This is a genomic window from Pectobacterium peruviense, from assembly GCF_003312355.2.
GTDB classification, from domain to species: Bacteria; Pseudomonadota; Gammaproteobacteria; order Enterobacterales; family Enterobacteriaceae; genus Pectobacterium; species Pectobacterium peruviense.
Map to the genome: position 1 here is coordinate 3,889,863 of NZ_CP161826.1, position 13,722 is coordinate 3,903,584.

15 protein-coding genes are annotated in these 13,722 nt (G+C 47.0%); 11 read left to right on the forward strand and 4 right to left on the reverse strand.

Annotated features, from left to right (window positions below):
- Window positions 1-68 precede the first annotated feature (68 nt).
- Window positions 69-674, forward strand: a complete 606-nt coding sequence (locus DUT67_RS17555; protein WP_113627702.1) for a TetR/AcrR family transcriptional regulator — start codon at window positions 69-71, stop codon at window positions 672-674.
- 111 nt (window positions 675-785) lie between these two features.
- Here the strand turns inward: DUT67_RS17555 and DUT67_RS17560 are convergent, their stop codons facing one another.
- A complete protein-coding gene (locus DUT67_RS17560; RefSeq protein ID WP_113627703.1) occupies window positions 786-1,319 on the reverse strand; it encodes an HPP family protein in 534 nt (177 codons plus the stop codon).
- Window positions 1,320-1,451: 132 nt separating this feature from the next.
- Here DUT67_RS17560 and DUT67_RS17565 point away from each other — a divergent pair, with 132 nt between their 5' ends.
- The 3 genes from DUT67_RS17565 to cueP all read left to right on the forward strand — a co-directional run bounded on the left by DUT67_RS17565 (window position 1,452) and on the right by cueP (window position 3,286).
- Window positions 1,452-2,024: a TetR/AcrR family transcriptional regulator gene (locus DUT67_RS17565; RefSeq protein WP_113627704.1), complete on the forward strand. Its 573-nt coding sequence runs from the start codon at window positions 1,452-1,454 to the stop codon at window positions 2,022-2,024.
- Between the two features lie 90 nt (window positions 2,025-2,114).
- Window positions 2,115-2,516: a VOC family protein gene (locus DUT67_RS17570; RefSeq protein ID WP_113627705.1), complete on the forward strand. Its 402-nt coding sequence runs from the start codon at window positions 2,115-2,117 to the stop codon at window positions 2,514-2,516.
- Between the two features lie 215 nt (window positions 2,517-2,731).
- The gene (gene cueP / locus DUT67_RS17575) at window positions 2,732-3,286 is read left to right on the forward strand and encodes a copper-binding periplasmic metallochaperone CueP (RefSeq protein ID WP_189339488.1); all 555 of its coding nucleotides are present in this window, start codon (window positions 2,732-2,734) and stop codon (window positions 3,284-3,286) included.
- A gap of 98 nt (window positions 3,287-3,384) precedes the next feature.
- Here the strand turns inward: cueP and DUT67_RS17580 are convergent, their stop codons facing one another.
- Window positions 3,385-4,278 (reverse strand): ABC transporter six-transmembrane domain-containing protein, encoded by an 894-nt coding sequence (locus DUT67_RS17580; RefSeq protein WP_113627706.1) that lies wholly within the window; start codon window positions 4,276-4,278, stop codon window positions 3,385-3,387.
- Window positions 4,279-4,370: 92 nt separating this feature from the next.
- Here DUT67_RS17580 and DUT67_RS17585 point away from each other — a divergent pair, with 92 nt between their 5' ends.
- Window positions 4,371-4,943: a TetR/AcrR family transcriptional regulator gene (locus DUT67_RS17585; RefSeq protein ID WP_113627707.1), complete on the forward strand. Its 573-nt coding sequence runs from the start codon at window positions 4,371-4,373 to the stop codon at window positions 4,941-4,943.
- 59 nt (window positions 4,944-5,002) lie between these two features.
- Here DUT67_RS17585 and DUT67_RS17590 read toward each other — a convergent pair whose 3' ends face one another.
- Both DUT67_RS17590 and DUT67_RS17595 read right to left on the reverse strand, forming a co-directional pair.
- On the reverse strand, window positions 5,003-5,473 hold the full coding sequence (locus DUT67_RS17590) for a FidL (protein WP_113627708.1): 471 nt from the start codon (window positions 5,471-5,473) through the stop codon (window positions 5,003-5,005).
- Window positions 5,460-6,233: a winged helix-turn-helix domain-containing protein gene (locus DUT67_RS17595; RefSeq protein WP_113627709.1), complete on the reverse strand. Its 774-nt coding sequence runs from the start codon at window positions 6,231-6,233 to the stop codon at window positions 5,460-5,462. Before DUT67_RS17595 ends, DUT67_RS17590 begins: the two co-directional genes overlap by 14 nt.
- 674 nt (window positions 6,234-6,907) lie before the next feature.
- Between DUT67_RS17595 and DUT67_RS17600 the strand changes: the two genes are divergently transcribed.
- From DUT67_RS17600 to DUT67_RS17625, 6 genes are all read left to right on the forward strand, one after another.
- Complete coding sequence (locus tag DUT67_RS17600) at window positions 6,908-7,456, forward strand: fimbrial protein (RefSeq protein WP_048258943.1); 549 nt, start codon at window positions 6,908-6,910, stop codon at window positions 7,454-7,456.
- Between the two features lie 134 nt (window positions 7,457-7,590).
- Window positions 7,591-10,089 carry a fimbria/pilus outer membrane usher protein gene (locus DUT67_RS17605; RefSeq protein WP_113627710.1) on the forward strand — a complete coding sequence of 833 codons (2,499 nt, stop codon included), beginning with the start codon at window positions 7,591-7,593 and terminating at the stop codon, window positions 10,087-10,089.
- Between the two features lie 38 nt (window positions 10,090-10,127).
- The gene (locus tag DUT67_RS17610; protein ID WP_113627711.1) at window positions 10,128-10,877 is read left to right on the forward strand and encodes a molecular chaperone; all 750 of its coding nucleotides are present in this window, start codon (window positions 10,128-10,130) and stop codon (window positions 10,875-10,877) included.
- Window positions 10,878-10,895: 18 nt separating this feature from the next.
- Window positions 10,896-11,930, forward strand: a complete 1,035-nt coding sequence (locus tag DUT67_RS17615) for a hypothetical protein (protein ID WP_113627712.1) — start codon at window positions 10,896-10,898, stop codon at window positions 11,928-11,930.
- Window positions 11,931-11,981: 51 nt separating this feature from the next.
- On the forward strand, window positions 11,982-12,527 hold the full coding sequence (locus DUT67_RS17620) for a fimbrial protein (RefSeq protein ID WP_223254595.1): 546 nt from the start codon (window positions 11,982-11,984) through the stop codon (window positions 12,525-12,527).
- Window positions 12,528-13,001: 474 nt separating this feature from the next.
- Window positions 13,002-13,673: an RraA family protein gene (locus DUT67_RS17625; RefSeq protein WP_223254596.1), complete on the forward strand. Its 672-nt coding sequence runs from the start codon at window positions 13,002-13,004 to the stop codon at window positions 13,671-13,673.
- Window positions 13,674-13,722 lie beyond the last annotated feature (49 nt).

Consider the following 13,722-nt stretch of genomic DNA (forward strand, 5'->3'; position numbering starts at 1 on the left):
ACTAACAGTAACCTACCATTAGTAAGTTACTTTTGGTACATAAGAATGTCAACAGGATAATATCGGTGATGTCCAGACCACAGGCACGACAGCGTTTATCAAGAGAAGAGCGCCATATACAACTGATACAAGCCACCTGGCAGATTATTCGGGAGGAAGGTACGGAAGCGCTGACGCTTGGGCATCTGGCAGAGCGGGCGGGCGTAACGAAACCGGTGGTTTACGATCACTTTACTAACCGTTCGGGGCTGCTAGCTGCACTTTACAAGGAATATGATGCTCGCCAGACGGCAATTATGGATGACATTATCCGTAAGACTGAACCCGTACTCGATAAGTTGGCGACAGTAATTGCCACCTCATACATTGATTGCGTGCTGCTTCAGGGGCGCGAAATGCCTAACGTTATGGCAGCACTCACTGGCACTCCCGAACTGGAATACATCAGACAGGAGTACGATGCCATTTTCACGGAGAAATGCCGTACTCTTTTTGCTCCATTCTGTGCAAGCCAACCACTTCATGACGCCGCACTGCGTGCCATGCTCGGTTCCGCAGAAGGATTATCTTATGCTGCGGTTAAAGGAATTATTACGGAACAACAGGCTAGGGATGAGCTATTCCATGTGATTATTTCTATGGTGCAAAGGTGCTGTATAAACGAGCGTCAATAACGCTTCCCTGCAAAACAGCTGAAGCGGTCTAGGTCTAAGACTGGATTAGTAAGAAAACGCCCCACATCAAAAAATAGCCAACGACTTACCTCATCCCTGAGGCATGCCATCTCAGGGTTGTCGCTTGCGCTGCCCAATGCCGTGCCAATACGCAGGCCAATGACTTTCCTCAGCGTAGTTATTGATCACGGCGGCGATAGCCACCAGCACAATGCTCCCCAGCAGAACGGGCGTGACTAAGAACTCAAACCCCACGGCGCTTTTCCCTGCCAGAATAATGACCAGTGGGTTAGCGCCAGCCGGTGGATGAACCGCACGAAAATATTGCATCAACATCGTCGCCACACCAACCGCGAGTGACAGAACAACGATCGTGTCACCGAATCCATATAACGCAATCAGGCCCACGGCTGACGTAATGAAATGTCCTCCAATTACGTTCCTTGGCTGTGCGAATGGCGATGCTGGCGCGGCAAATAAAATGACGCACGTTGCTCCAAAAGGTGCCATCAACCACGGTACGCCAGTGGATTGCCCCAAGTAACTTAGGATCAGAATCCCTACGCTCCCACCCACTAACCCTTTCATTAATTGGGTAAACGTTGGCTTTGGCGGTAAAGCACCGCCCCCCCTGAGTTTCTTCATTGCTCATCCCCGATAAAAATGTGAGTTTTATGAAATTGCCGTGCTATATTGTGTGTACAGATCTGTACACAACCAAATAAATAGTACAGATCTGTACACACAAAAACAACCCATTACTGATGAAGAAAAACGATGAAAGAGAGCATGGGTAAGAAAGAGCACATTGTAGATATCGCCGAAGCGCTCTTTAATGAATTTGGCTATACCGCCGTTGGCGTGGATTTGATTCGAGATAAGGCGGAAGTCTCCAAGACCTCCATGTATCGCCATTTCGGTTCAAAAAACAAGCTGATTGAAGCCGTGCTGATTCGTCGGCATACGCATTTTGAGGAAGGGCTCACGCGCGTGGTATCAGGGCGTAAAGACGCGGAAAGCCGCTTGGATGCCGTGATGGATTGGCATTTTTCCTGGTTCCGAACCGTGAACTTTAAAGGATGTATGTTCATGCATGCGCTGGCTGAATTTAAAGGACAAGATGAAACCATTACCGCTCTAGCGCTGCGCCATAAAACCTGGCTCAAGTCATTTTTACTATCAATCTTCACTCCCGAAGAACCAGACAAGGAATATAAAGCCGAAGCTATCATGACGTTTCTTGAAGGGATGATCGTGAGAGCGGAATTTATCGGCCTAACCAGCGGAGAGGATGTTTATCGCCGACACGCGAAGCTCTTAGCCTTATCCCATTCTTCTCTTAGCCAGTAATAACGCGGTGCCTATCGCACATCGGCAAAGCAAAGCGAACCGACGAACGCGTAGTCACCCTAGGTTTTGTCTTTAATTGAGGAACTAGCCATGAATTCACCAGCCACACAAGGCGTTCACCATATTGGTTTGACGGTATCAGCCTTGGAAGAAAGCGCGCACTTTTTTACCACGCTGCTGGGATGGAAAGAGGTAAAACGACGAGAGGATTATCCCGCTATTTTTGTCAGCGACGGAACGATAATGCTCACACTGTGGCAAGTACAAACCAGCGAGCCTGTTGCGTTCGATCGAAAAAACAACGTCGGGTTACATCATCTTGCCATTAAGGTTGATAACAAAGCCGCGCTGTTTGAGATCTTTGAGAAATTATCGGCCCATAACATCAACATTGAGTTCGCGCCTTCTCCGATTAATGCTGGTCCGGCAATGCATATGATGTGCTATGAACCGAGTGGAATCCGCATCGAGTTTTACTGGTCAGGTCAGTAAGCGTGAAGGAAGGATCCCCGACTCATGACCGGCATCAATAATGGCACTCATATCGCCGCTACTCACTATGGTTTAAAATTGACCAAAATCAATAAAAAACCAGTAAATACATTACTTTACTTTTCTATACGCTCCACCTTTTGACCTTCCCGTAGGGGGAAGGTGTAACGTCATTGCATGTGATTCCAAGATAATGACTCTATTGAGGGGAAGTAATGATGAAGATAAAGATGATGGCGGTACTATTCGGTCTGACATTAAGCGGCTCAGGTTTCGCAGCGACAGCTGACGCCAATGCCTTTCTCGCCAAACAAGGACTGGCGGGGAAAACTGTCGAGCAGATTGTCGATGTTATCGATCAATCGCCGCAGGCAAGGCCGTTGGCCTACGGCGCGTCCATTACCAGCAAAGAACTGAAATTGTCAGATGGGCAGCAGCAGTATCGCTATCCGCTGGGAAATAAATTCTATCTCTCATTCGCCCCTTATATTCAACAAACGCATCCCTGCTTTAACCACAGTTTGTCTGGGTGTCAGGGTGAACTCGCTAATACGGCGTTTGACGTAAAAATCACGGATAAAGCCGGTAACGTTATCGTGCAAAAAACCCTAAACAGCCACCAAAACGGTTTTGTTGGCGTATGGTTACCGCGCAATATTGAAGGGACGATTAATGTCACCTATCAGGGGCGCGTGGCAAGCTCAACGTTTGCGACCTATGACGACAGCCAGACCTGCATGACGACGTTGCCATTGAAAGAACGGGTGTAAAGAGAAGTCGTGAGTATTGATTGAGAAACCCAGCCGCAGCGCTGGGTTTCTTATTTAAAAGAAAAACAGACGAATTATCGAACGCTGACGGGATGCACTCACACCACGCCCGTATCCACGCGCTTACCGATATCTTTTAGCTGCGAATATTTTTCTAACAAGCCGGGCGCGTCGTCCAGACTCATGGCAAACATCCACATATAGGTCATCACCGAATAGATATGTCCCGCGTTAGTTCCGCCATTAAGCGTCATATACAGGATGGTCAGTGAAAACAGCACGGCCGCAGCCGCCCCGATAGCTAAGTAACCTAGCGCCTCACGGTCCGACAGGCGAATGCGCAGCCCAGCCAACACGTGATAATGTTTGGCCAATGAAGCTGCCGTCGCACTGCTGACAAAACCTACCTCTTTTTCCAGACGGTTATTTAATTTGCCGAACAGGACTTCATTTTTACGCGTGTAACTTGGCAGGAACAGGGTAAAAAACAGCAGAATGACGATGCAGGCAACGCCCGCCCAGGATTCAATCACCAGCAGCATCACGGCGGCGCCGATGATCGACGCCAGTGATGTGATCAGCACTGGAAGATGGATTTCAAAAAAATCCACGAACTCGCGCGACAGCGCCACACGCGCCGCAATCGTCGAGTGACTGTGGTTTTCTTTTCTCTGCGCCAGAATAACCGGCACCGCCAGTGCGGCGTAGATACGGGCGAATGTGCGCGTATCCACGCTGCGTCGCGCTGCGCCAATAGCCCACATAATAAAAACCATCAGAGCATACAATACCGCATGCCAGGGCTGAGTATTCAGAATCGCGTTAATCGCGAAGCCCGCCATGAGGGGATAAAGCAGATAAGTCACATTCTCAGCCACCACTAACAGCAGGGTGAGAATCAGTTTTTTGCCATGCAGCTTTCCCAGTTTTTTAAGGGTGACAGCGGCACTATGCGAAACCTTAACCGGTTCGCTGATATTATGGGTTTGCATGAGAATAGCATCTAACAGAGTTATACTTGAGCGGTTGCTCAAGAGTAAAAATTGTATTTGAGCACCTGCTCAAAGTCAACGCGGGGACGGGAATGAAAGAGACGACGAAAGCGCTAAAAGACAAAATCCTTGGTGGCGCAATCGAGCTATTTATTGAGAAAGGTATAGAGAAAGTGACAACACGCGAACTGGCAGAGCACGTCGGTATTTCGCGTAGCCATCTTTATCACTACTTTCCTGACTGGCAGACACTGTCGATTGAGGCGCTAACAGTGTTCATGCAGAAAGATTTGGAAGACGTCGCGGCAGAAATCGCCACGTTGACGCCGAAAGAAAAACTGCGCGGGTTGGTAAAAAATTACCTACCGGATGCCACTGACGTCATCTGGAATCTTTATGGATCGCTATGGCAGTTGGCGGTTCACAATACCGCTTACGCCGAGCTCGCCCAGGTAATGACAGAGAAGTGGTTTGCCTTACTGGAAGACATTATTGCGTCAGGCGTCGCATCCGGTGCCTTTAAAAATGCCGATACTCAGCGCGTCTCCCGCCAGTTGGGCGCATTGTTAAACGGCTACTCTGACCATTTGATTATTAACCCTTCCCCGGCCGATTTTCAGCAAGCAATTGAAGATATTGATGATTTTATACAACGCGTGTTGTGACGCACGTGAGCAGTCCATTCCGAGTAGCGATTAATGTGCACGCATCGTTCCAACACACATTAATCGCGGATGTTGCATGCCATTTTTGATTGGACGTTACTAATCAGATAGGTATGTTTCGTCAACATTTCAAACTGAATAACATCATTTTCAGCCAGAATGGGGATTGCTTCATTGGGGGAATTGTCATTGGTATGCTTATTCATCGCGATATTGTTCACCACCAGACGACTCCCCTCCCACACTGAATCAAAGCTGAACGTACGCCGAATCGTTAGCGGCACGCCATCTTCGCCAATGTAAAAACCGTTGACCAAAACCAGTGCCTTATTTTGGTTATTGAGATAAAAATAGACGTCATATTCCTTTCTGATCGTCTGATCTTCTGCGTAGAGCTTTACCTCACCCTGGCATATCAGCGGTTTTCTGTATAAATTACTTGTTAAATAAAAAATGATCCCAAGAGAAAATGAAATACAAAGCACCACCACGGTGCAAAAAATTTTCTTTCTGACTTTAATTATTAACATAAGTCACACATCCCTTCCCGTCTTTCTTGCAGGAAATAACAATTTCACTCTTCTTATCCAGCATTTCAGAGATAACGATCTTTTTCGACAGGAAGAACAATATGTTATCTGAACACAATTTTTCATAATCAGTAGGGAGAGGGTAGCCAACGCTATCATATAAATAGAAAAGCTCGCATTTCCCGTTCATCTTCACATCAACAAGGTGCCGATACGGGAAACGGTTTACGTTCGCCAACACGAGTAGGAAAGCCCCGACTATCGCAGCACAGATAAGAAAAAATTTGATATATTGCTGCGTCCTTACTGGTTCAGGAATAGTATGATGTTTCATAGAAAATGGTTTTTTTTCTTCATAACCTTTTTCTTCAAATCCCTCTTCAACCTCCTGATTTAACTTTTTTTTCTCTTCATCTCCCACATCCTCATTCAGATGTAAAACAATACTTTCAACGTTAAAGACAATACCCATTTTAGGAATAGTCACTATCGAATCTGAAAGGTCAAACTCGCGCAATACCTTCCTTAGTAGAGATAGATAATTATTGAGATTATTAAGAGAAGGACAAAGTGCATGCTTTTCCAGTGCTTCCTTTAACAAAAAATCACGGCTTAGCGTTACCCCTTGATTTTCTATTAATAAACAGAGCAATCGAGAAATAGGAAAATTCACAGAGGTTGCTTCATTTTCACGTTCTATCCATGCCAGTGTTCCCTCTCCCTCGTTGAAAATGATTAAATCATTAATCAAATAAACCATTCGACCTTTTCCATCAAGATTAGAGACACTATTCATTTGTTACAGTAACATTATAGATATGCTTTTTTATGATCATAAAACCTACGGAATAATCTGAAAAATCGCCATGAGAAAAAAACAGGTTATCTATAAAAGTAAAACTGATTATATACATAGCCTTAGCGAGGCTATCTTCGGCAAGGATAAAAACTTCCCCATTTATTGTCAAAGATTATTTAACTTTCATTAAATCACTACCTAAACAAAAAAGACATTTCATTATTTTTATAGCTAAACAGCCATTTTACCCCATCAACGAAAAGGAAATAGATCGTAAAATAACGCATTGAATTAACATGATTTATATCTAAAAACGATATTCCCTTCTTAAAATACATCTAAAACAAGAAAAAACCCACATCAGCATAAAAACCTAAATAATTGTAAATTTAAAACATATAAACTAAATAAATATATTTAAAGCAATATATTTGACCATAAAATCAACCATCATTACTATTCACCTCGTTCCAGAGCAATAAGCTGGACAGGCTGGGAAATATATCCACCACATGAAAGGTGGTAAGCCGTCAGTCAATCAATAGAGAAAGCATTATCCGTTATGTATGAATACGGTGAACACTCATACATAGCGTTCATCTTTTAAATAGAGTAACCAACAGAGAGAGCATAATATGAAACCATCAATAATCACCCTGGCATCTATCATCTCCGTGATATTTTCTGTCGGTGCCTATGCCGCAGATTCACATAATGGATCGGTGACGTTTAAAGGAAAAATTATTGATACGCCTTGCTCAGTTTCTCAGGAAGATCTGCATCAAACTATTGAGTTTGGCGAAATCAGCAAAACCGTGCTGGAAAACGGCGGCACCTCAGAAATTAAGCCGTTTGATATCACATTAAAAGATTGCAGTCTGGATACCGCAACCAGCGCCAAAATTGTTTTCTCCGGCGGCGCGGCATCAGGCACCAATAATGAGCTTCTGGCATTAAACGGCAGTGCAACTGGTGCAGGTATTGCCGTAGAACGCATCGGCGAAAAAATTAAATTCGACGGAACAACACCAGCCGTTCCTGCTACGCCGCTGGCAAACGGAGATAATATTTTCTCCTTCACGTCTTATGTCGCCAAACTCCCAACCCCACAGGACGGCGAGTCACCAACAATAACCACAGGGGCTTTCTCCAGCACAGCTAATTTTGTTGTGTCTTATCAATAAAATATTTATGCGCTAGCAACAGGGTATCTGTAACCAAACGGGGAGGTCTCCTCCCCTATACCCTTTCTTTATTCCACATGTCGTTTGACATGAATGGACACCACAGTGCTGCATCTGCTTAAGCATATAATCCTATGGAAATGAAGAACATTACACTCAAAGAAAAAATACAACTCGCTTTATTTCACTATGGTATTTTTATTTTTTCTTTGAGTTCAACATCACTCAGTGCAACGGAATTTAACATTAATGTACTGGATGTCGATGAGCGCAGTGACATTGATCTTAGCCATTTTTCTGACCCCGAATACGTCACGCCTGGCACCTATCTTTTATCAATAAAAGTCAACGCACGTGAAATACAGCAAGAGATGATTAGCTACCTGCCGGAAGGTAATAAACGCCCTCGACCAACGGCCTGCCTCTCGACTGAACTCGTCGATAAACTGGCGCTAAAAAAAGAAGCACGCGACCAAGCTGAATTATGGAATAACGGCACGTGTGTCGATCTGACGCCAATTGCTGGCGTCAAAATCTCTAACCAAATAGGCATGGGAACGCTAAATATTACCATTCCTCAGGCCTGGTTGGTGTACAGCGATCGCAACTGGATTCCGCCCGAACAATGGGATCATGGAATCGGCGGCGCACTGCTGGACTATAACCTCGTCGGAAACGTACGTCGTGAGACCAATGGCAGAGGCACATCACATTATCTAAGCAGCTATGGAACAGCCGGATTTAATCAGGGAGCCTGGCGCTACCGTGCCGATTACCGCTATTTTCTGCAAAAATCGCGCAACTCGAATCGCGATAGCTTCTCATGGGATCAGTTTTACGCCTATCGTCCACTTCCCACCCTGTCAGCCGATCTCAAGCTGGGTGAAATGTATTTCAACAGCAATCTGTTCGATAGCTATCGCTTTACCGGCGTGTCATTAGCCAATAACGAGAACATGCTTCCCCCTTCACTGCGTGGCTACGCGCCCGAAATTCGCGGCGTCGCCAAGTCAAACGCGACGGTGACCGTCACGCAAAATGGCAGGCTGATCTATGAAACCACCGTTCCTGCTGGCCCTTTTGCGATTCAGGATATGAAAAATGGCGTCAGCGGAACGCTAGATGTCCGGGTGACGGAAGAAGACGGCACGGTCACGACGTTCCAGACCGAGTCGGCCAACCTGCCTTACCTAACACGCCCCGGACACGTGCAGTACAAACTCGCCGCAGGTAAACCCTCGAATGCCAACCACCGTCTGCAAGACCCGGCCTTTTCTGCTGCCGAAGCCTCATGGGGATTATCCAACGCGTGGTCGGTGTACGGCGGCAGTATTTTGTCCAATAACTACCAGTCCTGGTCAGCAGGCATAGGGAAAAATCTCTACCTGCTGGGCGCACTGTCCGCAGATATCACACAGTCGCGCGCGACGCTTCCGACAATGTCCTCGTCGCAAATGGGGCATGCGTTTTCGCTTAACTGGTCTAAATATTTCAATTCGATCGATAGCCAGGTCAGTTTTGCTGGCTATCGCTTTTCAGAGAAGACCTACATGAGCATGGCGCAGTATCTCTATGCGCTGAATCTTGATAACCGCGATCGCAATGAAAAAGAGCGCTACACCATTACGCTCTCAAAAAACTTCGCGACACAAGAGTCATCTTCGCTGCTGAGCGGGCTGTCGACCTACGTTACCTATACACGCCAAACCTACTGGAATGAAGCCGAGCAGGATCGCTACGGCATTTCGCTCAACAAGTACCTTGATATCGGCGCATTTAAAGGAATTTCTGCGAATTTATCGGCCTATCGCACCGAATTCAACCGCCGTACCGATGACAGTCTGTATCTGAGCTTTTCTATTCCACTCGGAGAAAAAGATCGCCTGAGCTACAGCATGGGACACTATAACGACGGCAGCAATCAGGCACTGACCTATTCCAATAACGCCGATCCGCGTCGTACCTGGAATCTGAGTACCCGGCACGACAGCAAAGAGAACATCTACCTAAGCGGCAACTACACCCATCTGGCACCGATGACGGATGCCACCGTGGGCGTTGCCTGGCAGCAAGATCGCTATACCTACCTGAATGGCTCATTGCGCGGCGGGATTACCGCAACCCGCCATGGCGTCGCGGCACATCCGAAAGGCAACCAGGGCGGCACTCGCATCATGGTCGACACAGAACAGGCGGACGTACCGTTCTCTGGCAGTCAGGTCGAAACTAACCGCTATGGCCTGGCCGTCATTGCCGGTACCAGTAGCTACTACGATGTGTCGACCCGCATCGATATACAGAAATTACCGCAAAATATTGAAGCCATGACGACGGTGGTTCAAGGCACGCTGACCGAAGGCGCGATTGGCTACCGCAAATTCGAGGTGGTGAGCGGGGAAAAAGTCATGGCACACATTGCGCTGGCCGATGGCAAATATCCCCCATTCGCCGCCCAGATCAAGAACAAGAAGGGCCGCGATATCGCCATGGTTACCAACGGCGGACAGGCCTATATCACGGGCGTATCGCCTGACGAAACGCTATCCGTCATCTGGGAGGGGAGAACGCAGTGTTCCATCACCCTACCCGCCACCTTAAATCACCTTGATGCGCTGCTGCTTCCCTGTAAATAAGCGGCGTGAAGAATATAGAGAAGCCCGGAGAGTACGTTATGAAATACCCATCTTATCGGCGAGCAGTAGGATTCATCATCGGTTGCCTGTTTTTGATGCCCTCGGCCTATAGCGCCCTGAGCCTCGATCGCACCCGCGTTATTTTTAACGATGATGAGCAATCCGCGACAGTCATGTTGATGAACCAAAACGCAGAGAACCCGTTTCTGGCGCAGTCGTGGCTGACGGACGAGCGACACAATAAGGTGACCACGCCGTTGATGGTGCTACCGCCATTACAGCGCATCGAAGCAAAAGGATATAGCCTGATCCGTCTGGTCAAAACCGAAAAAATCAGCCAATTACCGACAGACCGCGAGTCGCTGTTTTACCTTAACGTCCGGGAAATCCCCCCCAAGGCGGAAAAACCTAACGTACTACAGATAGCGATTCAGTCTGAAATCAAGGTGTTCTTCCGTCCCCGCAGCGTAAAGCCAGCCAAAGACGAAATATGGCAGGAAAAGCTGATCGTCAGAAAAACGGGAAAGACCTTTCAGGTAGAAAACCCAACGCCGTACTACATCACGGTAAGCAGCATACTGAAACAGCCCAAAGCGACGCGAGCCACCCCGACCAGCCTGCTGAAGGGAAATGCCTTTATGATCGCGCCACGCTCAACCCTCTCGATTGAGGTGAATGATGGTGCTGTCGATCGCTTCTATCTGTACTACGTGAATGACTACGGCGGCCATCTGGAGTTGCCTTTTACCTGCGTACAAAACCAGTGCCAGCCCGTAATTCGTAAATAAGCTACAGGGATATCCGCCATGTATTGGTTAGCCGCTCGTCAACATCGCTATGTCGCCCTCTGCGCGGCACTCTTTTTCGGTCTAACGGCGTTTAACGCCAGCGCGTTGGAATGCCGTCTGGGCACAGTGACCGGCCCCGTCGCCGATTATGAGGATATCGGTACGCTAAAAATCCCAGCGACCTTGCCTATTGGCAGCCGTCTCTGGACATCAAAACCCTATACCCGCAGCCTGGCCTGTTGGGCGTATAAATCCGTGCGCCCGCAGGGTGAGATGTCCTATTTCTATCCCAATCCTGAAGGCAAGGTCATCAGCCAAGGCGTTGGAATTGGCATCATCTATAACGGCCAGGATCTCGGTGTGATTACCAATGGCGGCACTACCGCCTCTCGCGTGTCCACAGGACAATGGATCTCGCCGGGGCCCAATGGTTCAGCACCGCCGTCCAACCCGACCATGCTCAATGTCACGGTGCAGCTCTATCTCGAAAAAACGGCGAATATCACCGACACCACAGCGGGAGTCGATTCACTGCGCGTCTTCCAGATTGACGGTGAAGGGGGCATCAACAATAAGCCCGATAGCAACTATGGCCTAAGCCTGTCAGGGCTACACGGCATCGACATTATGCAGTGCGCGGCGAAGATCAATGTCTCGCCCGATAGCTATGTCGATTTTGGTACGGTGAGAGCGTGGTCAGGTACAGAGGCCAACGCGCTGGCGCAAACGGAGTTCCACATCAACGTATCGACCGACGGTGGAGAAGACTGCGGTAAGGGATTCGATCTCGACATCAACTTTGATGCCTCTTCGCGGGGCAATTCGCTCGTCGGGATAGACGGCATGAATATGGGAAATGGCGCCACATTAAAAATCGAAGATATGCGCAGCGGTAATAACGTGGCGTTTAACCAGTTCATCGGTCTGGTTGACGGCCTCACGGCATCAAGCGGCATGCTCGAACGGCGTTATACAGCCAAGCTCTACGCTTCCGGCCCCGCCGTAATAGGCGATACCGAGAAAAATATTATTCTGCGGTTTAATTATCATTAATCTGTCTTCATACGCGAGATCGCAACGATGATAAAAAATGACAACACGGTAATGAAAGCCAGGCCACGCGGCGCATTACTCGCTTTCACACTCGGTATTTTGGCTCTGCCATCGGGGTCGTCCATCGCACAACAGAAGTCATCACTGGACGACCATGAAGTGACGTTTCACGTTTTAGTCGTCAACGCCGCCTGCAATGTGAGTACGGAGAGCAAAGCCATTGTGGTGGACATGAGTGAAGTCTCCGATCGCTATTTAAAAGCCAATAGTTACGGTGACTGGCATGACTTCACGATTAACCTTACGGACTGCAATCTGGATACCTACCAAAACGTCACGATCCTTTTTTCAGGAAAAGAAGAGCCGTTATTACCAAAGCGGTTAGCGCTGGATACCTCATCGGGTGCCAAAGGCATCGCAGTTGGCATTTACCATGAAAACAAACTGGTCGGCATTAACAACAGCACGGGTAGTGTGGTGCTGCAAAGCGGGGACAACGCCATTCCCTTTTCGGCTCGCATCGAAAAGATACGCGACGACCTGATTCAATCCGGTGATTTTGTGGCAACGGCGAACTTCACCTTGAGCTATTTATAACGAGGCTAAGATCTGGGCCGCGATGTGCTTTCCCAAAAACCGGCGGCTCAGTCATTCGCTATAATGCCGTACATAAAAAATTACTCAGAAATCACATAATCAGCAGTCAGTTTAGCTAGAAAACTATATTTTATCGTTTAAAAAATAGTTTAAATCATTGTATTAAATCACTTTCTATAACAACCCTCTTCTCTTTCCAGCCAGACATCCCCTCATGTTAAGTTTTTCTTAAACTGTTTTAAATAACCCTATATTGAGTAATTCCGCGCTACCTCTATCATCACTACCAAGAACGGAGCAGCTAATAGAAACACTATTTCTCTCTATCTATTGGATTATCAATATCGAGAAAAAAACAACACTACAAAAATAAACAATAGAATTAAACACAGCCAAATAGATTTGATCTACACATGTGAAAAAATTATTTACATGCGTCAAACATCGCACCTGGAAAATAGAATAGGCACAACTATGTTGAATGAAAATATGTTGAATGAAAAAAACACACTAAATATCGAATTAACAGAGAAATTAAAACGCTTGGGTACGGCAACGCTCTATGAAGCACAAGGAGCAACAGGCTCACTTGATTCTTCTATCAAACCACTGGCACGGGGTATGAAACTCGTTGGCCCTGCAACGACGCTACAGATGAGACCAGGGGACAATTTGATGATTCATTATGCACTGCTCCACGCTAAAAAAGGTGACGTGCTGGTCATCAACTGCGATGGATTCACTGGCGCAGGCATTTGGGGTGATGTGTTAACAGCACAGGCGCAAAATATTGGCCTGGCTGGACTAGTCGTGAACGGCGCAGTAAGAGACAGCGATGCGATTATCGAGTCAAACTTTCCCGTTTTTGCAAAAGGGCTTTCTATTCGCGGTACAGAGAAAAAGCAGCCAGGGAAAATGAATGAAACACTTCTGATTGGTGACTGCGTAATTCATCCCGGCGATATTATCGTCGGTGATTCAGACGGCCTCGTCGTCATAGAGCAATCACGTCTGGAAGAGGTTATCCATCTTTCTGAAGAGCGTGAGGAAAAAGAGAACATCTACAAAGAAAAGATATCACAGGGTTCATCAACGGCTGAATTAATGGAGCTAAATAGCATTTTTAAAAATCTGAATCTGAAATAAACATCCCGGCATGGCATCATGTCGGATAAAAGTAAAAACATAAAAAAGA

Coding starts and splice junctions, on each gene's coding strand:
- DUT67_RS17555 (WP_113627702.1), top strand. CDS start 69: ATGTCCAGACCACAGGCACGACAGCGTTTATCAAGAGAAGAGCGCCAT.
- DUT67_RS17560 (WP_113627703.1), bottom strand. CDS start 1,319: ATGAAGAAACTCAGGGGGGGCGGTGCTTTACCGCCAAAGCCAACGTTT.
- DUT67_RS17565 (WP_113627704.1), top strand. CDS start 1,452: ATGAAAGAGAGCATGGGTAAGAAAGAGCACATTGTAGATATCGCCGAA.
- DUT67_RS17570 (WP_113627705.1), top strand. CDS start 2,115: ATGAATTCACCAGCCACACAAGGCGTTCACCATATTGGTTTGACGGTA.
- cueP (WP_189339488.1), top strand. CDS start 2,732: ATGATGAAGATAAAGATGATGGCGGTACTATTCGGTCTGACATTAAGC.
- DUT67_RS17580 (WP_113627706.1), bottom strand. CDS start 4,278: ATGCAAACCCATAATATCAGCGAACCGGTTAAGGTTTCGCATAGTGCC.
- DUT67_RS17585 (WP_113627707.1), top strand. CDS start 4,371: ATGAAAGAGACGACGAAAGCGCTAAAAGACAAAATCCTTGGTGGCGCA.
- DUT67_RS17590 (WP_113627708.1), bottom strand. CDS start 5,473: ATGTTAATAATTAAAGTCAGAAAGAAAATTTTTTGCACCGTGGTGGTG.
- DUT67_RS17595 (WP_113627709.1), bottom strand. CDS start 6,233: ATGGTTTATTTGATTAATGATTTAATCATTTTCAACGAGGGAGAGGGA.
- DUT67_RS17600 (WP_048258943.1), top strand. CDS start 6,908: ATGAAACCATCAATAATCACCCTGGCATCTATCATCTCCGTGATATTT.
- DUT67_RS17605 (WP_113627710.1), top strand. CDS start 7,591: ATGGAAATGAAGAACATTACACTCAAAGAAAAAATACAACTCGCTTTA.
- DUT67_RS17610 (WP_113627711.1), top strand. CDS start 10,128: ATGAAATACCCATCTTATCGGCGAGCAGTAGGATTCATCATCGGTTGC.
- DUT67_RS17615 (WP_113627712.1), top strand. CDS start 10,896: ATGTATTGGTTAGCCGCTCGTCAACATCGCTATGTCGCCCTCTGCGCG.
- DUT67_RS17620 (WP_223254595.1), top strand. CDS start 11,982: ATGAAAGCCAGGCCACGCGGCGCATTACTCGCTTTCACACTCGGTATT.
- DUT67_RS17625 (WP_223254596.1), top strand. CDS start 13,002: ATGTTGAATGAAAATATGTTGAATGAAAAAAACACACTAAATATCGAA.